Source organism: Parasynechococcus sp., assembly GCF_042954325.1.
GTDB lineage: Bacteria > Cyanobacteriota > Cyanobacteriia > PCC-6307 > Cyanobiaceae > Parasynechococcus.
This window is the reverse complement of sequence record NZ_JBGKDS010000008.1, coordinates 1-23,318: the sequence shown is the minus strand read 5'-3', so window position 1 is coordinate 23,318 and position 23,318 is coordinate 1. Positions and strand designations below refer to the sequence as shown.

The 23,318-nt window shown below is 56.5% G+C and carries 20 protein-coding genes; 5 read left to right on the top strand and 15 right to left on the bottom strand.

Going from position 1 to position 23,318, the window contains the following annotated elements; translation table 11 throughout:
• The first annotated feature begins 3 nt into the window (after positions 1–3).
• Positions 4–1,056: a sugar ABC transporter gene (locus ACGVKB_RS00770; RefSeq protein ID WP_392349358.1), complete on the top strand. Its 1,053-nt coding sequence runs from the start codon at positions 4–6 to the stop codon at positions 1,054–1,056.
• A gap of 19 nt (positions 1,057–1,075) precedes the next feature.
• On the opposite strand, the gene ACGVKB_RS00765 is transcribed toward ACGVKB_RS00770, so the two are convergent.
• From ACGVKB_RS00765 to ACGVKB_RS00725, 9 genes are all read right to left on the bottom strand, one after another.
• The gene (locus tag ACGVKB_RS00765) at positions 1,076–4,582 is read right to left on the bottom strand and encodes a rhamnan synthesis F family protein (protein ID WP_392349357.1); all 3,507 of its coding nucleotides are present in this window, start codon (positions 4,580–4,582) and stop codon (positions 1,076–1,078) included.
• 116 nt (positions 4,583–4,698) lie between these two features.
• A complete protein-coding gene (gene rfbB, locus ACGVKB_RS00760; RefSeq protein WP_392349356.1) occupies positions 4,699–5,811 on the bottom strand; it encodes a dTDP-glucose 4,6-dehydratase in 1,113 nt (370 codons plus the stop codon).
• 42 nt (positions 5,812–5,853) lie between these two features.
• Entirely contained in the window at positions 5,854–6,771 is a 918-nt protein-coding gene (gene rfbD / locus ACGVKB_RS00755; RefSeq protein WP_392349355.1) for a dTDP-4-dehydrorhamnose reductase, read from the bottom strand.
• Positions 6,771–7,358: a dTDP-4-dehydrorhamnose 3,5-epimerase gene (gene rfbC, locus ACGVKB_RS00750; protein WP_392349354.1), complete on the bottom strand. Its 588-nt coding sequence runs from the start codon at positions 7,356–7,358 to the stop codon at positions 6,771–6,773. The genes rfbD and rfbC overlap by 1 nt, the downstream gene beginning before the upstream one ends.
• A complete protein-coding gene (gene rfbA / locus ACGVKB_RS00745) occupies positions 7,348–8,292 on the bottom strand; it encodes a glucose-1-phosphate thymidylyltransferase RfbA (protein ID WP_392349353.1) in 945 nt (314 codons plus the stop codon). Before rfbA ends, rfbC begins: the two co-directional genes overlap by 11 nt.
• A 44-nt stretch (positions 8,293–8,336) precedes the next feature.
• Positions 8,337–8,861, bottom strand: coding sequence for a methyltransferase family protein (locus tag ACGVKB_RS00740; RefSeq protein ID WP_392349352.1), 525 nt, complete (start codon positions 8,859–8,861; stop codon positions 8,337–8,339).
• Entirely contained in the window at positions 8,861–9,373 is a 513-nt protein-coding gene (locus ACGVKB_RS00735; protein ID WP_392349351.1) for a L,D-transpeptidase, read from the bottom strand. The genes ACGVKB_RS00740 and ACGVKB_RS00735 overlap by 1 nt, the downstream gene beginning before the upstream one ends.
• An 85-nt stretch (positions 9,374–9,458) precedes the next feature.
• Positions 9,459–9,839, bottom strand: a complete 381-nt coding sequence (locus ACGVKB_RS00730) for a hypothetical protein (protein WP_392349350.1) — start codon at positions 9,837–9,839, stop codon at positions 9,459–9,461.
• A gap of 32 nt (positions 9,840–9,871) precedes the next feature.
• Positions 9,872–10,429 (bottom strand): acireductone dioxygenase, encoded by a 558-nt coding sequence (locus tag ACGVKB_RS00725; protein ID WP_392349349.1) that lies wholly within the window; start codon positions 10,427–10,429, stop codon positions 9,872–9,874.
• Positions 10,430–10,527: 98 nt separating this feature from the next.
• Between ACGVKB_RS00725 and ACGVKB_RS00720 the strand changes: the two genes are divergently transcribed.
• Positions 10,528–11,208, top strand: a complete 681-nt coding sequence (locus ACGVKB_RS00720; protein WP_392349348.1) for a precorrin-2 C(20)-methyltransferase — start codon at positions 10,528–10,530, stop codon at positions 11,206–11,208.
• Here ACGVKB_RS00720 and ACGVKB_RS00715 read toward each other — a convergent pair.
• The 3 genes from ACGVKB_RS00715 to dusB are packed head-to-tail and all read right to left on the bottom strand — an operon-like array spanning position 11,205 to position 17,012.
• Positions 11,205–13,178, bottom strand: a complete 1,974-nt coding sequence (locus ACGVKB_RS00715; protein ID WP_392349347.1) for a glycosyltransferase — start codon at positions 13,176–13,178, stop codon at positions 11,205–11,207. The genes ACGVKB_RS00720 and ACGVKB_RS00715 overlap by 4 nt on opposite strands.
• 1 nt (position 13,179) lies before the next feature.
• On the bottom strand, positions 13,180–16,005 hold the full coding sequence (locus ACGVKB_RS00710; RefSeq protein ID WP_392349346.1) for a rhamnan synthesis F family protein: 2,826 nt from the start codon (positions 16,003–16,005) through the stop codon (positions 13,180–13,182).
• Positions 16,002–17,012: a tRNA dihydrouridine synthase DusB gene (dusB, locus tag ACGVKB_RS00705; RefSeq protein WP_392349345.1), complete on the bottom strand. Its 1,011-nt coding sequence runs from the start codon at positions 17,010–17,012 to the stop codon at positions 16,002–16,004. Before dusB ends, ACGVKB_RS00710 begins: the two co-directional genes overlap by 4 nt.
• A gap of 86 nt (positions 17,013–17,098) precedes the next feature.
• On the opposite strand from dusB, the gene ACGVKB_RS00700 reads away from it, so the two are divergent.
• Complete coding sequence (locus ACGVKB_RS00700) at positions 17,099–18,409, top strand: hypothetical protein (RefSeq protein ID WP_392349344.1); 1,311 nt, start codon at positions 17,099–17,101, stop codon at positions 18,407–18,409.
• On the opposite strand, the gene ACGVKB_RS00695 is transcribed toward ACGVKB_RS00700, so the two are convergent.
• Both ACGVKB_RS00695 and ACGVKB_RS00690 read right to left on the bottom strand, forming a co-directional pair.
• Positions 18,396–19,157, bottom strand: a complete 762-nt coding sequence (locus ACGVKB_RS00695; protein WP_392349343.1) for a hypothetical protein — start codon at positions 19,155–19,157, stop codon at positions 18,396–18,398. The genes ACGVKB_RS00700 and ACGVKB_RS00695 overlap by 14 nt on opposite strands.
• Before the next feature lie 12 nt (positions 19,158–19,169).
• A complete protein-coding gene (locus ACGVKB_RS00690; RefSeq protein WP_392349342.1) occupies positions 19,170–21,299 on the bottom strand; it encodes a glycosyltransferase in 2,130 nt (709 codons plus the stop codon).
• 124 nt (positions 21,300–21,423) lie between these two features.
• Here ACGVKB_RS00690 and ACGVKB_RS00685 point away from each other — a divergent pair, with 124 nt between their 5' ends.
• On the top strand, positions 21,424–22,275 hold the full coding sequence (locus ACGVKB_RS00685) for a hypothetical protein (RefSeq protein WP_392349341.1): 852 nt from the start codon (positions 21,424–21,426) through the stop codon (positions 22,273–22,275).
• On the opposite strand, the gene ACGVKB_RS00680 is transcribed toward ACGVKB_RS00685, so the two are convergent.
• Positions 22,244–23,101: a polysaccharide pyruvyl transferase family protein gene (locus tag ACGVKB_RS00680; protein ID WP_392349340.1), complete on the bottom strand. Its 858-nt coding sequence runs from the start codon at positions 23,099–23,101 to the stop codon at positions 22,244–22,246. The two genes, ACGVKB_RS00685 and ACGVKB_RS00680, sit on opposite strands and share 32 nt — an antisense overlap.
• A gap of 70 nt (positions 23,102–23,171) precedes the next feature.
• Between ACGVKB_RS00680 and ACGVKB_RS00675 the strand changes: the two genes are divergently transcribed.
• The coding region (locus tag ACGVKB_RS00675) for a DUF1823 family protein (RefSeq protein WP_392349376.1) at positions 23,172–23,318 on the top strand (147 nt) is incomplete at its 3' end.

Here is a 23,318-nt window from a genome sequence, read left to right as displayed (position 1 = left end):
TCGTTGTTTCTCGCCTCCTCGGCCCTGTACTGCTTTGCGATCGGACGGGACCGCTACACGGCGGTGTCTGAATTTGTGATTCAGCAGGCGATCCCGTTGAACACCTCTTCATCGTCGGTTCTGGGTGGTGCCGCGGCGGCTCCCCAGGTGCTGACTTCGCTCGTGGATGGCCAATATCTCCAGGTGTATCTCGGATCAGCAGACGTCAAAAATCGTCTTTATCCAGAGACATCCAGCTTAGAAACCCTCTACCGACCTTCATTCCCGGACCTGTTCAGCGGTTTACCCGCTGGCAGTTCTCAGCCAGCCCAGGTCGATTTCTATCGCAGGCAGCTCAATGTCGCACCGCAACCTTTAAGTGGTTCGGTGATTGTCAAGACCTCAGGCTTCACTCCAACGCAAGCGCTCGAGCTGAATCAGTCGCTACTGCTGCAATCTCGTCGCTTTGTTAACGAGGTTAATCAGTCGATTAGTTCTGATCAAAATCTCTTTGCCCAGAAAGAAGTTAAGCTTGCTGAGGATAAGTTGCGTGCGGCAACAAAGAAACTTGAGAGTTTCCAGGATCAATATGGTCAGTTGAATCCAGAAACAGAACAGGAGGCGACGAGCTCGTTTATTTCGCAGCTTGAATCCAGGCTGGTTGATTTGAAGGTTGAAGAAGCCACCCTCCGGCGTCAGTACCGTGACCCCGATGCTCCTGAAGTCGCTTTCATTGCCGACCAAGTGAGTGAATTGGAGCGTCAAATTAGTGAAGAACGTCAAAAAGCCGTCAGTGAAACGGGCCGTGATTTGAATCGTCTTGCGTCTGAAGCAACCTCACTGCGCTCCGATGTGGAGTTCGCGTCCAACTCCCTGTTGGCGGCTCGTTTGGCCGCTGATAACAGCCGTCGTGAAAGCCAGCGTCAACTGAAGTTTGTTGTGATGTTGAACCAGCCTCAACTCCCGGTTGCTCCGGATCAAAACTGGCGTTGGCAAGCATTCCTCGGTTCCGTCGGCATCATCGTTGTTGCCTGGGGTGTCGGTGGATTCGTGGCGGCTGCGATGAAGCGCGACTGAGCTGAGTCAGTGGCGTTCATCAGGGACGAATTGTTCCTCGTCCTTGACCCGCCAGGTAATAACCGCATGCTCTGGCGAAGTGAAGCTTTCGGCGCTGCTTTAACTGTTCTTTGCTGATCTCAGGGTAAAGATCAACGGCCTTCTTGTCGTTTTTGCAGGATTCTTCCACCATGGCGAGCACCTCTTTCTTGCTCGATGGAAGTTTTTCATTGAGATGTAGAGAATAGAAGTGCCATTCAGTATTGGCTCTGATTACGGTTTCACGGAATGAGTATTCGTGTGAATGCCGTACCACAGCATTGGATGCATAGGCTTTGCGATAGCCGAGCCGCAGAATCATGCCGGCCCAGAGTTGATCTTCGCCATAGATGACATCGGGTAGTGGGTGTTGTTCCCAAACGCTCCGACGCAAACAGGAGTTATTGTCCGAGTAAAAGCGTTCGTGGCTAGCGACAGCTCCAGTGGGGGTTTGCCTTGCAGGATCGAGTTCAATCGGGATTCTGTGGCTGCGATAAATCCAACGGTTGAAATGATTATCGAGGTCATGGGTTGTGAGTTGGCTGTGCGAGCGATGGGCAATATGACAGCCAAAAACTCCTGCCACTTGGGGGTCTTTCTCCAGTGGTTCGATCAGATTTGCCAGCCAGAATGAATTGGCAGGAAGAGCGTCTTGGGTGATGAACGCGACATACATTCCCTTGGCCTGTGAAGCTCCAAAGTTGCGTGTTTTTCCGTGGCCAAAGTGTTTCTTCTGGATCGGGATGATGGTGATCCGCGGGTCCTTTGGGATCCGCTCGATCGCACCATCCGTCGACTCGCTATCGATGATGATCAGCTCAAAGCCATGGTCGAGATGCTGATTGAGACATGCTTGAACAACCTCCAGGAGGAGATCGCCACCGTTGAAAACAGGAATGACAATCGATACTTTGATCGACTGGCAGAGCATGGGTCGGATCGGGTGTCGTTGGAGTGCCTGCTCCACAGTGCTCTTGAGAAATGATTCAACCCGTCCATTGGATTGATCCCAGCTCAGATCTCGGGTTGCGGCGAGACCAGCCTCGCGGCGCTGTTGCTGGATCTCCTGATCATTCAGCAGGCTTTGAAGGGCTTCCGCTAACCCATCTGGGGTGGCTTCGGCCAGGACGGCTGTTCCCGCTTCGTAGGACAAACGGGTCTGCTCGGCATCGATATCGACCACCGGGAGGCCACAGGCCATCATCTCGTTGGGCACCAAGGAATAATTGGTTCCCGATAAGACCAGCCCAGCTGTCGCTTCTCGGTACAACTTGGCTAAGGATGGGGCATCCAGAATTCCTGCATGGGTTGTTTTGGCTGGAATGCCTAAATCAGGAACGTCTTTTTCCCCGAAGGTGATGATCTCGAAGGCTTCACCTAAATCAAATAGACGCCTGAGCGCTAAAACTCCCAATTCGTACAGCCGTCGTGGTGTGCTGCGTCGAACGTAAAAGGCAATCTTGTTGCGTTCGCGAGGAATCGATGCATCCTGTGCATAGGTCTGATGGTCAACGGCGAGAGGGAAGGCCATCGCCTGATTCCCATGCTGCTCCATGAGTTTTTGCAACCATGGACTTGCACAAATGCAATGGAAGCCATGCTTGGATCGGTAGGCTTCTTCGGTTAGAAATGTTGCCGTTCCCCGTGCAAAGAAATACGGCTCGTAATCTTGAACAAAATAAAAACGTTCGATGAAGTTGCCCATGCCGAGCACGGGATATGTGCTCATTCGATCCGTGGCGATCACCACGTCTCCGCTGACCAGATCAAGATCACTCTGATCATTACCTAAAAGAAAGACTTGATCGGTCTGGAGTTTGATGAAAAACTGATCAATGATGCGTTTATGGAGCTGGCTCGGGCGGTTTCGCTTGTCTCCTTTGAGCTCTGAGTGCACCCAGATGGTGCACTGATGTCCACAGCGTTCCAGATAGTCAATGGCTCGAAAGATGGTTGTATGTCCACCAAGGCCAGGGGTGAAATTGGGGATGACCCAGTGGATATTGAGCTTGTCTGTTTTGATCTCCCAGGAAAATGGACGTTCATGGTTGAGTGGTTTCTCCCGGAACTGAATGACTTTCTCGAAGCCATGCATGCTGAGCTTATTGCGCCCTTCGATAATGCTTTTATCGCCTTTATGTTGTTTTGAGTGGTGATAGCCGCAGTAGGTGCTGACGAGTTTTTTTTGGTAGTACTCGGTGCAACACAGTCCGATCAAGCGTTCGATGCTGTGGGCGAGTGTTCCATCAATCTGTCCTCCTTCGGTGTCAAAGTCTTCGAAATGGAGCTTCCAGTCAATCAGGGGTTGCAGGATGTCGGTTTTACACCAAAACATCGTGCCTACGGGGAATTGGAATGTCGATTTCTCGTTGATCGATTCCAGCCCCAGTTTGTTCAGGAGTGGTTGAGCCTTCTGGTAATTGCCTTTCTCGTGTCCCCAGCAGCTGTCGTGTTTGATCCCCAGGGAGAGTGCATAATTTTCAACCGGGTAGACCAGGCCATGGTCCGATTCCGAGAGGGCCAGGAGATTGGTTTGGATCACCTCTTCGGAGCCGATCAGGTTGTCGAGGCAGTGAAGAAACCAGCCGCTTAGGGCATTGCTGTGTGGACTTTTTTTGGAGTGCAGTTTGAGGAGATAGTCGTAGTGTTGAATCTTGTCGCCAAAGCCAGCCAGAAAGGGTCCAACATCCCGCCCCTGGTTGGGAAAATGTTTGATCTCTAGATGGTTGATGTTACTGATCGATGAGAAGCAGCTTTCAAGTGCTTCAATCGAGTCCGAGCGTGTGGAGATGTAGGCGTCAAACTTAAATGGAATTCGTTTGAGATAGTTGGCAATCGTATGGCTCAGTTCGGGGTAATGAATATGAAGAATGACCGCAAAGCGCTTGGATTGAATCGCTGCCCATTGCTGTTCTGTTGATGGGGTGAGAGTCCTGACCTTTTTAAGGTCGGCCATCTTTCTCATGAATTGAATGTCATCCATGGAACAACGATTCTCATGGATGCCAAATTGGAAAAAATGGCGCATTGGATTGTATCCCTCTTTTTTGACGTCGGGATACTTGCTCAGATAGCTGTTGGTCTCAAATAGTTCGCTGGGGTCGAGGCCCTTTTTCCAGCCTGATGTGCAGTAATGCAGAACGAAGTCGCCCGCGCTCTGTAGTTTTTTGGCCTCCTCGGTTGGCAGTTGATGTCTGTAGTAGTCGTGGTCAAAGACGTAGGCGTAATGACATAAGTATTTGGTGTCCTTGAATTCGCTTGTTTTTAGCTTGGTGGTATCGATGTTCGCTAGAAATGTTTTGAGCTCCTGGCTCAGCGGTTTTTTTCGATTGCTGGGTCGCTGCTGTGTGTTGCTTCGTCCTGAGAAGCCCAGTGTCCGAAGCCGTCGTCGCCATCGTGTGGGAAGCAAGCGCCCGGGCTGAATGGCTTGCAGGCTCTTGGTGGCCGTCCGTTGTGTTGCGCGTCCCAGCTTGGAGAGTGCTCCGGCCGATGCATTGGTTTTGGCCATGGCCGGGTAGCTTGATCAAGTTTTAGTAATTTAACATGGCTACAATTATTCGGTTTGTGCTTCTTTAGTGACGCACTTTTTGGCGCTGCATTGTTGTCGTTTCTGCTCCAGAGTGATTATTTGATGCCCAGTCGTTCGCCTTGGTATCCGGCCTTGCTCCGGACGTCTTGGCACCATTCCTGGTTGCTGAGGTACCACTTCACCGTGGCCTCCAGTCCTTCATTGACGTCGTGGCGGGGTACCCAGCCCAGTTCGGTGCTGATGCGTGTTGGATCGATGGCGTAGCGACGATCGTGGCCAGGCCGATCTGTCACCCGCTTGACCAGGTCAAGGTGGGATGGCTCGCGATTGTGCAGTTGATCGAGTTGTCTGCAGATGGTTTCCACCACATCGCGATTGGTTTTTTCACCGTGGCCACCCACGCAATAACTGCGACCATTCACGCCGTTACAGGCCGCCAGCAGCAGTGCATCCACATGGTCTTCGACGTAGAGCCAGTCGCGAATGTTCAGGCCGTCGCCGTACAGGGGGATGTCCTGACCGGATGATGCTTTGAGAATCACCACGGGAATCAATTTCTCCGGAAATTGCCAGGGGCCGTAATTGTTGGAGCAATTGGTGAGGACAACCGGCAATCCGTAGGTGTGATGCCATGCCTGGACGAGATGGTCGCTGGCGGCTTTGCTGGCCGAGTACGGACTGCGGGGGTCGTAGGGGGTTGTTTCCGAAAAGCGCCCCTCTGCACCTAAGGAACCAAAAACTTCGTCGGTGCTGATGTGATGCATCCGGAAGGACGTCCGTCGCTCACCCGCCAATCCTTCGTAGTGCGCCCGCACCGCCTGCAGCAGGTTGTAGGTGCCGGTGACATTGCTCTCAATGAACACGCCAGGTCCGGAGATCGAGCGATCCACGTGGCTTTCGGCGGCCAGGTGCATCACCAGATCGGGGTCGGCCTGCTTCACCGCAGCCTCAACGGCAGCGGCATCGGTCAGATCCACCTGCAGCAGCCGATGGCGTTCCGCTGATCCCTCCCCCAGGGTGCTCAGGGTTTGCTCGATGGAGGTCAGGTCACTGGCGTATCCCATCTTGTCGAGATTGAACACCGTGGCGTCGCTCTCGTTGAGCAGGCGTCTCACCACCGCACCGCCGATGAACCCGGCACCTCCGGTGACGAGAATCCGTTTGCGGCGTCCCAGCAGGTCAGCGGCAGTGGGCATCGGGGTGGTCATGGCCGGTGGTCAGAGGAGACGTGGATGGGACAAGGAATCGGCTTAGCTGGCGGATCCGGAGGCTTGAGCCGTCGACTGCAGCACGGTTTTCAAGGCTGTTCTCCAGTGCTCTCCGCTTAGCTCGAGGGCCTTGCGGGTGTCGTTGCAATCCAGCAGCGAGTAGCTCGGCCGGGCTGCGGGGGTTGGGTAATCGCTGGTCTGGATCGGTTGAACCGAGGCGGGGGTGTCGAGTAGGCCCAGTTCAGCCCCGAGCTCCCCCACGGCCACCGACACGTCATACCAGCTGGCGGCGCCGGAATCACACCAGTGCATGACCGGGGGGAGCGTGCCCTGCGATCCCCGTTGGATGCTCTGCCAACAGGCCCTCGCCAGGTTGAGGGTGCTGCTCGGGCAGCCCACCTGGTCGGCGACAACGCCCAGGCTGTCCCGCTCGCGGTGCAGACGCAGCATTGTGAGCGCAAAGTTTTTGCCCACGGGCCCCATCACCCAGCTGGTGCGCAGAATCAACGCCCGTGGGTCGCCTTGAAAGACGGCTTCGATCGCCTCTTCTCCAGCTGCTTTCGAGGCGCCGTAGATGCCCAGAGGGTCCCGCTCCTGGTTGGGGCGATAGGGGGAGCCCTGGCTGCCGTTGAACACGAAGTCAGTGCTGATCTGCAGCAGCCGTCCCCCCTGATCCGCCAAGGCTCTGGCGAAAGCGCCCGGGGCTCCGGCATTCACGGCGTGGGCCAGCTCGGGTTCCGACTCGGCCTTGTCCACGGCGGTGTACGCCCCCGCATTGAGCACCCAGTCCGGTCGGTGCTGCGCGACAACGGCTTGGCAGGCAGCGGCATCGGCAAGATCCAAGGCCTCCAACCCATCACCGCCGTTTCGACTGGTGGCGATCACGTTGATGGTTGAGGGCACCGATGTGCGCAGGGCCTGGCCGAGTTGGCCTGCCGCTCCGGTGAGCAGAACCTTCATCAGAAGATGTCTCCCGCCTTGATGGCGCCGTGGAATCCAGCGGCCTCCGCATCCTTGCCCGACAGACTGACTTCGACGCCCTCCAGCCGCTGCAGTGGCCAGGCAATCGCCAGGTCAGGGTCGTTCCAAACAATGGCCCGCTCGCAGCCTTTGTTCCAGAAGCCACGTGCCTTGTACTGCACTTCCGCGACGTCGCTCAAGGTGAGGAACCCGTGGGCGAAGCCTTCCGGGATCCAGAGCTGCGCTTTGTTGTCGGCCGTGAGTTCAGCGCCGACCCATTGACCAAACGTCGAGGAGGACTGACGCAGATCGATCGCGACATCAAAGATGGCGCCCAGGCTGGCGCGCACCAATTTGGCCTGGGGCTCCGGTGCCAGCTGGTAGTGCAGCCCCCGCAGCACGCCGCGCACCGAGCGGGAATGGTTGTCCTGGGAGAACAGCACGGGCGCGCCGACGGCCTCATCGAACTTGCGCTGGTTCCAGCTTTCAAAAAACCAGCCGCGGTCATCGCCAAACGCCTGGGGTGTGATCAGCAAGGGGCCGTCGACCGTGCTGCCCTGCGGACTTTGCAGCTGTTCAACCTGCATGACGGACCTCCGCATCAAGGCTGCTTTGCAGCGCGGCATGGTCACTCACGCTTTCTTCGAGCATTTGCAAGAGATAGGTTCCGTAGCCACTTTTCTTAAGCGGCAGCGCCAGCGCCTCAAGCGCTGTGTTGTCGATCCAGCCCTGGCGCCAGGCCACCTCCTCCGGACAGCCGACTTTTAGGCCTTGTCGGTGCTCGAGGGTGCGGATGTAGCTGCCTGCATCGTTGAGCGAATCACAGGTCCCCGTGTCCAGCCAGGCCATGCCGCGGCCCATCAGTTCCACCCGCAACAGTCCCTCGTCCAGATACATCTGATTGAGATCTGTGATCTCCAGTTCCCCACGGGCTGAGGGTTGCACCGCTCGTGCGCGGTCCACCACGCTGTCGTCATAGAAATACAGCCCGGTGACCGCATAACGGCTCTTGGGCTTGGACGGTTTTTCCTCCAGACTCAGCACCCGCCCCGCGGCATCGAATTCGGCAACGCCGTAGCGCTCGGGGTCGCTGACCGGGTAAGCGAAGACCGTGGCTCCCTTGGGGGTGTCATTGCTGCTGACCAGTTGGGGAACAAGGTCATGGCCGTGGAAGAGGTTGTCCCCCAACACCAGCGCGGCTGGTGCACCACCCAGAAAATCAGCCCCGATCAGGAAGGCCTGGGCCAGGCCGTCGGGACTGGGCTGAACGGCGTATTGAATCTCCATCCCCCAGCGGGACCCATCACCGAGCAGCCGCTCAAACGACGCTTGATCGTGCGGCGTGGTGATGATCAACACCTCTCGAATGCCCGCCAGCATCAGCGTGCTGAGCGGGTAATAAATCATCGGTTTGTCGTACACCGGCAGCAGTTGTTTGCTGACGGCCTGGGTGATCGGATGGAGGCGTGTGCCGCTGCCCCCAGCCAGGATGATTCCCTTGCGATCTGCCGCAGTCGCCATGGGGTTGGGAGGCGCCTAAAACCGGCTCATTCCAGCACGCTGACTCAGAGGGTGCTCCAGTCCAGCCAGGGCAGCTTCGGCACGATGGCTGTGGTGGTCTGCGCGTACGTTGCATAGTCGGGATAGCGCCGCCTGAGGTCGCGTTCTTCAAAGCGTGCTTTTCCTCCCAACACGCCGATCAGTCCCAGCAGCAAGGCGAGATGAAGACCGCTGCCGCTGGCGATGCAGACCCCCAACGAGCAACAGAGCACCGCTTGGTACAGCGGGTGTCGGCAGCGCTGGTAGGCACCCGTCACGATCAAGCGATGCTCATCGCGGACCGCAGGCAGTGGTGAGAGGCTGTCCCCCAGATCGAGGAAGGCCCGGACCGCCAACACCGCGCCATAGCCGAGCAGGGCGACGCCGGTGATGACCAGGCCCAGTGGCCAAGGCGTCAAGCCAAGCTGGCCATGGGCAGGCCAAGCCGGACAGAGATGGGCGGTGATCAACGTGAGTTGGGCGAGGAGCCACCATTCGCCGCGTCGGTTGTCGAGCCAGCCACCCCAGCTGAGGCCCCATCCCTTCAACATCAGTTCATCACCCGGAGTGTCCGGACCTGTTCTTCTTGGATCAGCTCCGCCAACTCCGCCATCGCTTCGGGGTTGACCAATCCGATGCAACCGAGCGTTCCGCTGTTTGCGTTTTGGTTGGCACTGGGGTCGAGGTGAATGCCCAGATGGCCGCGTCCGGTTGCGAACAGCGGTTCAATGCCAATCCAGAGTGGCCCCAGCTCCGCGGGGTCGGTGGGTCCGAGCGGTTCGACGTCCCCAACGCTGTAGGTGCCGGGGGGGAGAGGAGCCAGGCTGCCGGTTTGATGCCGATTCGCATCCTGTCGATGGGCACGACCGCTGACCGCATCGAAGTGCTTCACGGTGTCGGCATTCAGCTGCAGGCTCAGCAACCAGATGGGATCGCCTGTCTGGGGGAGGCGGCGTGCGGTTTGTTCGAGGGTGAGCTGTGGCTCGGCGAAAGCGATGGCCGGACTCAGCACGATGCTGATCACTGTTGCCATCCAAACGCCGCGCATGCCGCTCCAGAGCAAAGCGGAACCCTATGGGTGGTGATTATTTTTCGCCGGGAACAAAACCGGTTGTCTTGTTGTCCACGCTTGAGACGCGCTCTGCGACTCAGAGCTCCTGCTCCACCACCCGTCGTGCTGTTTCGGCGTCGATGGTGCTCAGGCTGCAGGAGGAATCCATCAGCGCTAGCAGCTGGTCGCGGGCTTTCAGCACCTGGGGGTTGGTCAGCACGTGGGAGCTGATTCCCACCTCCCTGAGCTGGATTGGAATCGCCTGATCGGCTTCGCGCCGGCTGAGGCGTCCCTGTTCAACGAGGCAGTCGGCGGTGGCCAACGTACTGACCGTGTAGCTGCGAATGCTGCGGCTGAGTTCAATCACGGCCACCTTGCGCTGAATCCGGTCGTCATTGCTGGGCTCCTGGGCGCAGGCCATCGGAATCATCCACAGCGCGCTCAGGCTGGCCAGACCGATTCGAAGGAGGGGGGACATGCGACGACCCATGGGCGCTCAACACATGCTGGTTAATCCAGCCTGGGGAAGCGATCGGCGATTGGGTCGTTCGTGAAGTCAGCGACCCAACCGGCTGGATTGTTGAAAAAACGCAGCGCGCAGAAACTGGGCCGTTCTCCCATGTCGAACCAATGGCGTGTGCCGGCGGGGACATGGATCAGATCGCCGCGCTCACAAAGCACCACCAGCACTTCATCGTCGAGGTGAAGGCTGAACAGTCCCCGGCCCTCCACGAAGAAGCGCACTTCGTCCTCCGCATGGGTGTGTTCCGAGAGAAATTTGTTTCGCAACGCGATGCGATCGGGATGATCCGGGGTCATTCGAATCGCATCCACGGTGATGAAGCCATGGTTGCGCTGGACGGTGGCCACGTCCTTGGCGTAGGCCTTGAGGATGCTGGCCTGATCGGCATCGCTCGCCAGCACCGTCGGCGCGGTCCACTGCTCGAAGCCGATGCCCCTGCGCTGCAGTTCGTTCTGAATCACGGCGGTGTCCTCACTGGTCAGCACGGCTGCAGTGCTCTGCTCCGATGCGGCCGCCTGGTCTGGAAAGATGCTGAGGCGACTCATCGTCCGGTCTCCGGGCGGAATGGCTGCTGACCATCATCAACCCAGCGCCGCCTGCGCGGCTGACCCTTGTCGGCGTTGGACCCGGGGATCCCCAGCTGATGACCTTGGCTGCCGTGGATGCCGTGCGCGCGGCCCAGACGGTTGCTTATCCGGTGGCGCGGCCAGGAGCGAGCAGCATGGCCGCGACCATTGCCGCCGCTTGGATCCGAGACGATCACTGCCGTCTCCCCTTGGTGTTCCCCATGGTGGCCGATCCGCAGGAGCGGCGGACGGCCTGGCGCGATGCCGCCGAGGCTCTGCTGGCGGAGGTGCGGCGTGGGCATTCGGTGGTGTTGCTCTGCGAGGGCGATTCATCACTGTTCGCCACCACCAGTTATGTGCTGCTTGCGATCCAGGCGTTGGATCCAGGTTGTGCCGTGGCCGTGATTCCAGGCGTCAGCTCCGTCTCGGCCGCGGCGGCGGCCGGGGGCTGGCCGCTGGCGCTCCAGCAGGACCAGCTGCTGCTGCGGCCCTGTCCGGAGCAGCCTGATCTCCTGGAGGCTGAACTGAGGGCCGCTGTCCAGGCCAGCAGGGTGCTGGCCCTGTTCAAGCTCGGCCATCGCTGGTCCTGGGTGCGCGGTTGCTTGGAGCGCCATGGCCTGCTGCACCAAGCGCTCTTCGCTGAGCGTGTTGGCTGGCCTGACCAGCTGGTCTGTTCTGCGGACCAGGTGGCGGCCTCGGAGCGACCGTACTTCTCGATGTTGCTGATTCGTCAGCACTGGCCAGACACCCTGCCTTAGCTGCGACGGGGCACAAGACTGCGGCGCAAGGGCCCGGGTTCGGATCGGCCGAACAGCGTGGTGCGCAGCAGGACCAGGAGCGCCAGCCATTCCCGAGGCGACTGGCGATCAAGCCAGCACCCTGGTTCACAGAACAACCAGATGATCAGCTGATGGCGCTGGCATTGGCTCAGTCCGCTCCACTCCAGCACCAGCTGCGTCTCGGTCCGCTGGACCTCCCGCACTCCCAGGGGGCCGATGCTCTCCCAGGTCAGCTCACGGCCGCTGAGCGTGGCGGGGACAGATCCGGCCCAGGTCAGCTCCACACCGCTCTGACTGATCGCTTGGATCCGGCAGCGATGACGATGCCCCTCGGTCGTGGTGAGGGTTGCCGCTTGATCAACACCCAGCCAGGGATTGGCGTCCGGTGCGGGAGGGTCCACACAGGCCCGGATCGCGATCAGGGTGCTGATCAGGTTGAGGCAGGCCCACGTGAGGCCGATCCGCCATTCCACGCTGCTCAAGGGTTGACCACTGAGACGGATCAGATTGATCAGATTGAGGGCGCTGAGCACCAGGAGCGGTGCGGCTAGGGGCCAGTTCACGTGCCACCGCAAGCGTGTGCGGTGCTTCGGGGTGATCTGAAACCGGCGTGGGCCCCGGCGCAGGCTGAACAGCAGCGTCATCGTCAGTGGCACGGTCATCACCCAGCTGGTCAATTCGCCGAGCAGAGCGGCGCGGCTGCCGCGGTTCAGCCAGCCGATCGACAGCAGCAGTGTTCCCCACAGCGGCAGCAGCAGGTTCACCACGGCATGCACGTTCCACTGAATCGGCAGCACTCCCAGGACGCCGTAACTCAGCGGCATCAGCATCAAGACCAACCGTGGGGCGTGGTTGATCCAATGCACCACGCCTTCGCAGTAGGCCAGCCGTTCAGCGGTGCTCAAGCCTTGGGCGCGTAAAGGCCCCTCAGGGAGCACAAGGCTCTGCAGGGTGCCCGCCGCCCAGCGTTGGCGCTGCCGAACAAAATCCCCCATGGACTCAGCGGCCAGCCCTGCACTGAGCTTTTCTTGGAGATACAACAGCGACCAACCCTGCCGTCGCAGAGCGATGCCGGTCACGAAGTCCTCGGAGAGAGCCGGCTCCACGAAGCCACCGATCTGCTCCAGGGCGCTGCGCCTGGCCACGAAGGACGTGCCAGCGCAGACCACGGCGCCCCATCCATCCCGCACCGGTTGGATCCAGCGGTAAAAACTCTCCTCGTCGGGCAGCATCCACCGCTCCATGCCGAGGTTGCGCATGACCGGATCGACATTGATGAAGTGCTGAGGCGTTTGAACCAAGCCGACGTCCGGATGTCGAAAAAAGCCGACACAGCGCTCCAGGTAATGACGCTGGGGAATGAAGTCGGCATCGAAGACAGCGATGAGATCGCTGTGGGTCAGCCGGAGACCGTCATTGAGATTGCCGGCTTTGGCGGCACTGCGTACCGGTCGATGCCGGTAGTGACACCCCAGTCGACGGGCCAAGAGCTCCACCTCCTCACGACCGCTGTCATCCAGCACCCAGACTTCGCTGTGGCGGTAGTGCTGGCTGCAGCAGCCCACCAGACAGCGTTCCAGCACATCCAGCGGTTCGCCACAGGTCGGCACCAGGATGGTGACCCGCGGTTGCCAACGGCCCGCCCTGACTGCGGCCATGCTCTGGTCCGCCGATGGGCGACGGTCGGGGAACCGGCGCCAGGCCAGCCACAACGGCAGCAGACCGCTGAACAGCAACCAACCTTCGGCGACCAGCAGGGTGAGGCTCAGGGCCGCGGCGCCACCACTCGACAGATTGAGGCTGGCCGTGCAACGCCAGTACAGGTACCGCGCCGTTAACAACGTCAGCAGTGTGATCAAGCTTCGGCGGGCCCAAATCGGTGAGGCTTGCTCTGGACGGCGGGTGAGAATCAGGGGCCAGAGCAGCAGCAGCGCGGTCAGAGGCTCCACGTCAGCTCTGCTGATCCAGCTGGTTGCGGATCTGTTCCGCCAGATCGGGATTCCGTGAGCCGATGACCTGGTGCCAACCATCCAGCGACTGTCGGGTCGGGTTGTCGCGGAGCAGGCTGACCTTCACGAAGGGAAAGCCAGCGTCTTCGATCAGCTCCCGCCAGGCGGTGTGGAGGATGTTTCCGTTGGCGTTCCGGGTGTAGAGGCTGCTCAGCCGGAAGCCGGCCTCGCCGAGGGCCACCGGCAACCCCACTTCGCAATGTTTCACCAGATCGCGTTTGCGCGGCCAGATCTGCAGGGTGTCCCAGAACTGTTGAAATGCCGGGCTGTGCAGAACGGGTGTTCGGAAGACCAGGAATGCCGATTGCAGATGGGGTTCGTACATCAGATCGTCCGTGAGCCCAATCACATCGGCATCGTTGGCGTGAATGCGTTCGAACAGCCCGTTGAGATCGCCGACGGGGCCATAAAAGCTGTCGTTGGTCAGGATCAGTTCACGGTGGATTGACTGCTGGCGTTGCAGCCATCGCAGCCCCGTCATCCAGCTTCCGAAGTCATAGCCCTCGTTGCGGCGAATCAGGATCGCCTGGCAGACCTGACGCAGGCGGCCCATGGTCCGCCATCGCCAGCGCAGGCGCGGGGACGCTGAGATGAACACCACATCACCATGCTCTCGATAGCTCTCCAAAAGCGGCAAAAGGTCCGGTCGCACGCGCCCGCGGGGGTCGTAGTGGGCGAACAGGATCAGCGGTCGCTCTGAGCGGCTGGACCATGGCTGGCTCGTGGTCCATTGCCGGATCAGACGTTCCCGGACTGGGCCAGCGGATGGCACCGCTGCATCGCGGGGTTGAAAGCGGGTGCTGTGGGGATGAAGCCAGGCGCTGCGCAGCGGATCTCCACTGGCAAACAGGGCGGCATGCTTGTCCCGCAGGAATCCGGATTCCCGTTGATGCCTGGCGAGCGCTGCACCGTATTGATCCTTGCCGCGGCTGATCGATTCGTGGTGAATGATGCGGACATTGGGTGTGACGACAACGGCCCCATCGGCTCGTTCCGTCGATTGACGCAGCCTGAGACAGAGGTCCACGTCGTTGAACACCACGGCGAAGTCCTCATCGAACCCTCCGATGGCATCAAAATCCTGCGTGCGAACCAGCAGGCAGGCAGCGGTCGCCGCGAGGTATTCCTCCTGCACTCCCAAGGGGGTCAAGGTGTCGATCACGGGCTGACACCGCAGGTGTTTCCCTGGTTCCAGAACGCATCGACGTTCCCCGTTGATCAGGGCCACGCCTTGATGCTGAATGCTGCCATCGGGATACAGCAGCCGGGCGCCCACCGCCACGGTGTTCTGCAGGGCGAAGGGATGCAGCAGCTCCCTCAGCAGTTCCGGAGACTGCAGTTCGATGTCGTTGTTGAGCAGGAGTAGATGACTGCCCTGGCAATGCGGGCGCGCCAGATTGTGCAAGCGGGCGTAATTGAACGGACAGTCGAAGTGGAGCACCGTGACGTTCGCCTGTCGGCTCTGTTGCTCGAGCCAATCGGTGGTCGCTGCTTCAGTGCTGCCGTTGTCGATCAGCACCAATTCGTAGGGGATCGATCCGGCGCAGCGGTGGATCGACTCCACACACACCTTGGTGAGTTCCACCTTGTCGCGGAAGGGAATCAGGATCGAGATCAGCGGCTGGATGGGTGGGGTCCAGTGCACCTGCAGGCATCCTCTCCAGCGGGGATGGCAATGGATGCTGCCCCCCCGAGCCAGCAGGCGCTGGCCGCGTTGCCGATTGATCGCCAAAAGCTCTTCGGCCTGGTCGTGACTGAAGGCGAGGCGGTCCCGCGGGCTGGCCACATCGGGAACCGATGGGTTGTGCTGTTGCCGGCGGCTCAGCAGCACGGCTGGGAGGTGTTGCATCGCGACCTGTTGTTCGACCAGCTGCAGGGAGAGGTCAACCAGCAGGTTGTGCAGGCACGTGCGCTGAGCGGGGAGTTGAAGCTTCAGCAAGCGTTGCAGCCGGATGCTCACCAGTCCGCCGATGGCCCCCCGACTGATCAGCCGCCAGGGGGTCAGTGTTGAGCGGTACTGCGGGTTGCCCGCAGGCTCTTGGGGTTCGGATCGCCATCGCAGGCTTTCGTCGGTGGTGATCAGCGTGAGCTCGGGATTGTCGGCCCCGGCCGCGGCAAGGCTTTCCACAGCGCTGGGATCGACCCGATCACTGCCATGGCAAAAGCTGATCAGCGGATTGCTGTCGAGGGTCCGCAGCTGATTCCAGACCGTGTTCAGATCCCCGAGCTCCCCATCCAGGACCGCGTGCCAACCCTGCGGAGTCTCCGGCGTGGGCAAGCATCCGTGGCTGCGGTTACCCAGCACGATCAGGATCCCGGCCTCTTGCCCGGGGTGGATGACCGGGGAGCGTCCGGTGGCCCGGCCGTTCGTGGTGGAGAGGGGCTGGTAGCGATCCAGATCCTTGCTCAGGGGTTTTCCGGCCTGAAAGCGCCGCCAACCGGGTCCGGCCAGATGTTCCAGGGCACTCAACCGCTGCTGCTGGAGTTCCCGGCGTGCCGCAGGCCGCAATCCATCGAGGTACGCCGCCAGGTGAACCGGAGGTAAATCGCCGTAGAGGCTGGCTTGCCCGAGCGCGATTGCCGCCAGTCGGCCGCTTGGCAGCAAGTCGTGGCTGCCCCCGAGGTCGGGGTGGGCCCGTTGCAGGGCAGCTGGATCAATTCCTGCCATCGCTGGTCGCCAGCTGTGCGGCGTGTCCAGCAGGTCGTTCGGCAGGAGCTGGGAATCCAGCAACTCGATCGGAAGGGGGTGGGGTTGATTCCCCTTCACGTGGCGAGCGCCGTGCGAAGCGCATCGATTTGATCGTCGAGCAGCTGGCAGGCGTCGGCCGGGGTGGGCGCGCGCATCAGGGCGTGACGCAGCTGCGGGGCACCCGGGAACCCTGTGCAGGTCCAACTCATGTGTTTCCGCGCGATCAGCAGCCCATGCTCTCCCCGCGTTGCGACCAGAGCCTGCAGTTGTTCACGGGCTAAAGCCAGGCGTTGTGCCGGTGTGGGTGTGGGTGGGATCGGCCGCTGGGCCAGGGCTGCCTCGATCTGTCCGGTCAGCCACGGGGCGCCCATGGTGCCTCGCCCGACCATGACCCCATCGGCACCGGTTTCGCGGATGCAGCGCAGGGCATCCTCTGGGCTGTTGATGTCGCCATTGGCGATGACGGGAACAGAGAGCGAGGCCTTGATCTCTCGAATCGCTTGCCAATCGGCCTGGCCTTTGAATCCCTGCTCCCTGGTGCGTCCATGCACCGTCACCAGCTGGGCCCCCGCCTGTTCGAGTTGTTGGCACCAAGCCACAGGGTTGGAATCGTCGCAGCACCAGCCGAGACGTGTTTTCACGGTGACCGGAATCCGAACGGCCTGACCGACAGCTTCAACAATCCGCACGGCCATCTCCGGGTCACGGATCAGCCCAGCACCTCCGCCTTTTTTGGCGATTTTTCGCACCGGGCAACCCATGTTGATGTCGATCAGGAAGGCCCCGGCCTGCTCGGCTCGTTTGGCAGCGTCGGCCATCGCTGCAGGACGGTGATCGAAGAGTTGCACGCCTGTCGGTCCTTGCTCTTCACTGAGCTCATGGACTTTTTCGAGGCCATGTCCCAGTTCCAAACTGGTGGCATTGACCATTTCGGTGAACAGAAGGCTGTGGGTGGCCCACCGCCGCACCAAACCGCGGAACACGCGATCGCTGACCCCTGCGAGGGGAGATTGCAGCACTCTGGACTGAAGTGAGAAGAGGCGACCCGATTTCTCGATATCAATCGTGTTGTTCTGCTCGCCCATCTGTACGGACGTTCAAATCCATAGACAGTGACTATAACCTTTCTTGGTAAACTGGTTGTAATCAGGGCCTTGTCGTTCCGTTCTGCATGAAAAATCTCGCGACTATCCATCGGTTTTTAGCTGAAAAATCATGGACAAGTCGGTTCTGGATTGAAGCCGACGTGGCTTCTGCCGATGCAGGCAGGGTTGATCTTCTTCTGTTGAAAGAAGTTGCCTTGATCCGAGATTCCGGTCACCCTCAACTTTCCTTGGATCTCATTGAGCTGGCCCGGAACAATGGTTTTAATACTCCGTGGCTGCTCGATAATCAAGCCAGGGCGCATATCAGGCTGTCTGAGAATTCGATGGCCTATCAAATCTGGCGTGGGCTGCTTGTTTCGAGCGACGACATGGCGCTGCGGCAGAGTTGCGTCCGCGCGTTGTTGAATTTCAAGGTCTTCGATGCGTTGGCCCACGCAGATCTTCAACTTCAGAGCGAGTCAACTGAGGCCTTCCAGTCAGCATTGACAATCGCTGCTGATCTGATGAAGAAGAAGGAGTGGGCGGCTTTGCAGGCTGTCTTGGCATCTTTGACGCAGCAATTATTGTTTCATCCGACGATTTCTTATTACAGAGCAGTGGCCTGTCTTGGGGCCGCTCAAGCGAGTGATTGTCTGATGATCTGCGATGTCCTTTTGGCTGGACCTGTTGATGATTCTGAATTGAAGCAGCGGATCACAGAACTGGCTGATTCAGTGCGTAGTGACCGTTCTCTACATTACGATATCGACGAATATCAATCCAAATTAAAGGTTTATTTTCAAGAGTTTGGTTGGCGTCCCGTCGTTGTGACGGGTCGTGAACAATCCGTTGCTGTCTTGGCTAAATCGGTGGTCAAAGAGGCAATTTATGCGCGGGATTCTGGTTTAACCCAGATGAGTTTGTCGATCTTAAATCTAACGTTGCTCTTTGACTCGAATAACCCTTGGGCGTTGGAGAATAAGGCGAGAGCACTCTGTCTTTTGGGTGACTATCACGAAGCGATGGATATTTGTCGTGACATTCTTCGCACCCATGCCAAGCATCGTGCCAAGGATTCTGCTTTGAGTATGCTCGAAAAGTACGATAGAAACTACAAACTTTCGTCGATTTATGCAGATGTAGAGCGACTTGCATCCCTGGGATCAGCTCAACGACAGGAAGCCTTCGTGAAATTGCAGACGTCCTTTGCTGTTGGTTATACGCCGGAGGCCGCCAGGTTGATGAAGCAACTCATTCAGGCAGATTCGATCGAGGGTGATCTCCCGACGTCTCATCCTCTGCTCAAAGATGTTTGGCCCGATTTAAAAGCAAATACCGAAGTCAACCGTGGTTTGTCATTATCTCTTGAGCCTTTGATGCCTCTTACGAAGCCTTGATGTCCTGATCATTCTTTGCGGTTGCATCTCGGTACTGACCCGCAAGAACTTGGGACTCAAGAAGCAGTTGTTGATAATTTTGGATGATCTCTTTTGACTCCATCACGTAATCTCGATAGTCGTTTTGTATTTTGTGTAAGCCCTCGATAAGTAAAGCCTCGCGTCGGCTTGTAGCTGCACTGTGTTGTAGTGCTTTAACGACTGATATCTCGTCCAGATGGCTGTGAAGACGCTGGAGATACATGGTGTCGGCTTGACGCCCAAACCGAACTGCGATTGCATCGACTTTGATGTAGAGATTGCTTAGGTCTTGATTGATTTTGCGGTCAAGGTGGTCAATACCTAATGCTGCAAATGTTTCGGTGTTTGGCCACTCGATTGAAGCCTGTTGAGGATCAGAGAGGTGATCTTTATTTGAACGAAAGAATTCTTTTAAGGAGATGGTTTGAAGAACTCGTGTCAGCTGCCAACCAGCGATTAATGTTGTCGATGGTCTGCTTGCCTGGCTTAAGATTTGGCTGTATGACTTTGAAAGTTGATTGATGTTGTCGTCAACCCAATTGGAATGGGTCTCTTGATTTGAATAGTGCGTCAGGACGAGGTCCGGCGGATCGAAAATGATCAGTAAATCATTTAGATTGATCGAGCCAATGATCTCCCAAGGATGATGTTCGAGACCAGCATCATCCAGTGCAGAATGGAGAGAAGCTTCAATGGGAAATGGTGAGGACCAATGCTTGTATTCCATGGGTGTTGATGATTATGAATTGCCTTTGTGAAGAAGGGCCCACTGAAGATAGTTTCTGTGCAAGACCTTCAGCTCACTTTGAGCAGCATCAAGTTTACTGTACTGCATTGAACTTTCAACGCCATTGATCTTCATCTCAAGCCGTTTCATTGGGTTCTCAATGATTGGGATGATTCGAGTCAGAACGTCTTCAACATCGAACGTGTCAACCAACAATGAATTCTCGTTGTCTTTTGCAAATTCAACAGCTCCCCCATGAATGGGCATCACTGGAATACACCCACAGGCCATTGCTTCAAACCCTGTGCGTCCAAAGGCTTGATAATCAGATAGATCAATGAATATACTCGATTGTTGCAAAAGCTCGGCCACTTCTGTTCTTGTAAGAATGCCGTGATTGACATATTCAAAGTCTTGATGGAGAGCATCCCATTCTGGATTATTGGATTCGCAGCCAAAAAGTCGGATTTGAATTCGATCTTTAAATCTTTTTTTTAGGTGAGAAAGCAAAATCATCGTTCGCGCTGCTCCTCGCCTGGGGGTTTGCGGGCGAATCATGGCTGTGATGACAGCCTGCGTCTGGCATTGTTTGGACCGTGATGAGAAATAGATCTTTTCATCAAGGCTTGGCCGGACTTTCTGGACACGAACGGAATGATGTTTAAAGACTTCGTCTGCAATCCAGCTTGTCTTTGCAATCAGGCAGCAATTTTTGATCAGGGTGTAGGACGACTTGGCTTCGATCCATTGTTCGCTCCCCTCTTTAAAAAAGAGTGGTTCATAGTCTTGAACGTAGTAGCAGGGGAGAAAGTGATTTGATTGGTCGTGCATGGCTTTAAGATGCTTGACCGACGAGAAAATTGTTGCCACTACGCAATCAAAAGCCTGCGTTGGCAGTTCATCGGGGCGGTCGGGATTGTATTGGATGAAAATTTCGGAGAATAATTCCTCTCCCAAATCACTATATTTCAGCTGAAAGTCTTCATGGTGGTCAGAGTTAATCGCAATTTTTGCATCCACATGTAACGCCCGCATCGCCATCACTTCCTGGATCACAGAATGGGCGCCGCCACCCCCACCTTTGACCGGAAGAAGAAAGAGGATTTTAAGGTCGTTTGGTGATATTTGGTTGACTACTTTTGATAGATAGGTTGAGAGGCGTTCACGAACTTGGTTCAGGGAACTGTTGGTTTTGGTCCGTTCTAGTTTCTGGTGAAAGCGATCGCCATACTTATCGATTAATTTTTGATGTCCAGCTTGAGATAATTCCGTTTTGCGCTCACTGCCGAAACTTTTTGACTTGGCGTGAAAAACATAACAATTATCGGCGATTGCCAGCTGATAGCCAGCGTCGCTTACTCGCATGCACAAGTCATTCTCTTCTCCATAGCCCATTGGAAAAGATTGCTCATCGAGCAAGCCAATGGTGTCAAGAACTGCTTTTTTGATCATAAAGCAGAATCCATTGACAAAGTCAACGCTCGGAAAACTATGGTTGGAAGCACAATTGACAATATGATTGAATTCGTTGGTGTTGAAGTTAAATGGAATTGTATTGATGGCAAATTTTCCATCGTCTCCAATGAGATTCGGTACATTTTGCCAACTTGCCGCATTGGATAGTGGTCCAACGACGCCAATCTTGGGGTTTGAGCTGAAGCAGGCAAGCATGCCGCCGATCAGATTTTTCGGAATGATTGTGTCGCTATTGAGTGTGATTATGTAATCGGACTGGGCGAGTCTCAGCCCTTTGTTGACGGTTTTTGTGTAGCCAATATTGTCGGGGTTATTGATCAGTTGGAAGAGCTTCCTATTGTCACAAAACTCCTGCAGCCATTCCGTGGTCTGCTGGTCAGAGCCATCATTAATGACAAAAACTGTTTTGAGTTGATCTTGATCGGATTGGTCGATCGCGTTCAGGCATTGTTTGACATCGTCCAGGGCGTTGAACACTGGAATGATGATGTCTACGCCATGGCCACTGTGTTGGGTCAGGCTATCAATAAGGCCAATATTAATATCGTAGAGCGAAGCCAACTCGGGCTCGTTCGCGCGACCTTGTGAAAAGTGATCCCGTGCCGCTGCCAGCTTGCCTGCATGAAAAGCCTGTTGTCCGAGGACAAGATGATTGTGGCGTGTCATTCGCGACGACAGGCGGCACTGCGACTCTAGTCGATCTCTCCTTCCCAGCCTTTGAGGCTGGTGGTGCAGGTTCTTTTTGACGATGCTTCAGTCAAGTTGCTGCTGTACTGTTGTTGTGGAATAGATGCGTGCTGTTGTGGACTCTAAGAATCTTTTGTTTTACACCGGCGCGACAAATTTTTTTCATAATTATCTTCCACTCTATTTTTTATTTGGTTCCCTCGAGCACCCAGGAGCTTCGTTTGAATTCTTAGTGCGTGACCTTCCTCGTATGCAGGCGTTGCATGGTGAGAGTTTGGACGAGATCGCGGCGTTGTCTGGCTCCGTGTATTACTTGCATGATGTTGCAACTCGCGAGTGCCGTAAGACTCCATTGATGGAAAACTCTTATCGCTTTTTATTGCAGCCTTTCCTGCGTTCCGAGTACATCTATATCGGTGATATTGATATCCTTTTGACTGAAAATATTTTGAACAAGCATCGCGCTTATTTCAGTTCTGGCCTGCCTTTTTATAACTTGATTCGCCCTGGATCCAAGCGTTTGACTGGTTTGCATTTGGCGCGTTACGACGATCTTTATCCGCTTCATGAAGCGCTTTGGGACTACTGTGGCCTCAATGATGAGGAGATCCTTTATAAGCATTATGAGTTGAGGAATGCCCTTCATTGTCCTGGCCTTGAGGTGTTGCAAGGTAAGCTCGCTCGCCCTAATTGTGGAATTCACGTGTCGATCAATCGCCTTCCATTCTCAGAGAAAATGGAGGCGCCTGACTGGGGTGTTAATGCTGATTATCTTGGAAAAATTATGTCGATTCTGAGCGACGATAGGGTCCGCTCTATTGTTAAAAAGATGTATATCGGCTCCCGTCGTTTGTTGATGAATGTGGCGGCTATTTCCCTTGGTCTGTCCTCGTTCGATCGGTCTGATCAGTTGCTGTACGGGCTTAAAAAGAAGGAGATTGTGGGGGATTCCTGAGGAGTCTTTTGATCGTTCGAGCTTGTTTTTGGCTTAACTCTTCGATCAGGCCTTGACTGGGCTGGGGGTGGTCTTCGATCAGTTCAATGAGCTTGCTTTCGCTGCGAGGAGCTTGGTGCAGCATCATGAGTTGTCTCTTATGTTTGATGTTGACTGAGCTAAGGTAGTCGTTGAATTTGAAACTCCCGCCGGTGATCTTGTTGGAAATGGCGACAGGGAGAACAGGGATGCCCAGTGAATGGCAGAAGATCATCCCATGCAGGGATGTTGAAATGAGATGTGTGTATTCTGAAATTGATTTAAGAAAGTGGTCGATTCCTTTGTAATGCTCAACAATAGGGATGTGGTTAAAGCTGGACTTGAGGAATTGTGCTCGGTCTACGCTATGCACAATTGCCCCTAATTTCACTGCATTGGCAGCTTTGAAGTCCGCCGCTATCAACGGTTTCATGAGTAGCCCTGGATCTGAGCAAACCTTGACCCGGCTGTCTGGAAAGGCTCTTTCGATAATCTTTTTTGATAGCTTTCCCCGCACGCCAACAATTCGATTGCCTTTTAACCTTTTTGGATTGTCTTCGCCGGTGATGAATCCAGGTCCGTAAATCACGGCATTTTGATTAGGCCTGATGTGATTCAGAATTGATCCTACGAGTACGAGTGTTTGATGGTCGATGTCGTTTTTATTGGGAATGCCCGTGCGCCGGATTGATTGTTTGCTCAGTCTTTCAATCGCTAAGTAGCCGAAGATATCACCGAGGTTGCCTGTGTTGGCCTGAGGCTTCAATGTTGATGCGTAGATTTTTTGAATATCCATCTCGTGTTTCATCTTGGCTGGGTTGGCGTGGGTTGCTTCTGCTGTGGTTGAGTCAATCAGACTTGAATAGACGCCTTTGTCGATGGCATTAAGTCGTTCGCTGCTTGAACAAATCCTTGCTGATCGCTGCAGTGATCAGGCTGTGTGCGAGTTGGTCTGGGAGCGACTGGGCTATGAGCTCCTGGATGGTCCATCGCGGGTCTGGGCTCCTGGTTCGGGCTGTGCCGCC

Coding starts and splice junctions, on each gene's coding strand:
- ACGVKB_RS00765 (WP_392349357.1), bottom strand. CDS start 4,582: ATGGCCAAAACCAATGCATCGGCCGGAGCACTCTCCAAGCTGGGACGC.
- rfbB (WP_392349356.1), bottom strand. CDS start 5,811: ATGACCACCCCGATGCCCACTGCCGCTGACCTGCTGGGACGCCGCAAA.
- rfbD (WP_392349355.1), bottom strand. CDS start 6,771: ATGAAGGTTCTGCTCACCGGAGCGGCAGGCCAACTCGGCCAGGCCCTG.
- rfbC (WP_392349354.1), bottom strand. CDS start 7,358: ATGCAGGTTGAACAGCTGCAAAGTCCGCAGGGCAGCACGGTCGACGGC.
- rfbA (WP_392349353.1), bottom strand. CDS start 8,292: ATGGCGACTGCGGCAGATCGCAAGGGAATCATCCTGGCTGGGGGCAGC.
- ACGVKB_RS00740 (WP_392349352.1), bottom strand. CDS start 8,861: ATGTTGAAGGGATGGGGCCTCAGCTGGGGTGGCTGGCTCGACAACCGA.
- ACGVKB_RS00730 (WP_392349350.1), bottom strand. CDS start 9,839: ATGTCCCCCCTCCTTCGAATCGGTCTGGCCAGCCTGAGCGCGCTGTGG.
- ACGVKB_RS00725 (WP_392349349.1), bottom strand. CDS start 10,429: ATGAGTCGCCTCAGCATCTTTCCAGACCAGGCGGCCGCATCGGAGCAG.
- ACGVKB_RS00720 (WP_392349348.1), top strand. CDS start 10,528: ATGACCTTGGCTGCCGTGGATGCCGTGCGCGCGGCCCAGACGGTTGCT.
- dusB (WP_392349345.1), bottom strand. CDS start 17,012: ATGGGCGAGCAGAACAACACGATTGATATCGAGAAATCGGGTCGCCTC.
- ACGVKB_RS00700 (WP_392349344.1), top strand. CDS start 17,099: ATGAAAAATCTCGCGACTATCCATCGGTTTTTAGCTGAAAAATCATGG.
- ACGVKB_RS00695 (WP_392349343.1), bottom strand. CDS start 19,157: ATGGAATACAAGCATTGGTCCTCACCATTTCCCATTGAAGCTTCTCTC.
- ACGVKB_RS00690 (WP_392349342.1), bottom strand. CDS start 21,299: ATGACACGCCACAATCATCTTGTCCTCGGACAACAGGCTTTTCATGCA.
- ACGVKB_RS00685 (WP_392349341.1), top strand. CDS start 21,424: ATGCGTGCTGTTGTGGACTCTAAGAATCTTTTGTTTTACACCGGCGCG.
- ACGVKB_RS00680 (WP_392349340.1), bottom strand. CDS start 23,101: ATGAAACACGAGATGGATATTCAAAAAATCTACGCATCAACATTGAAG.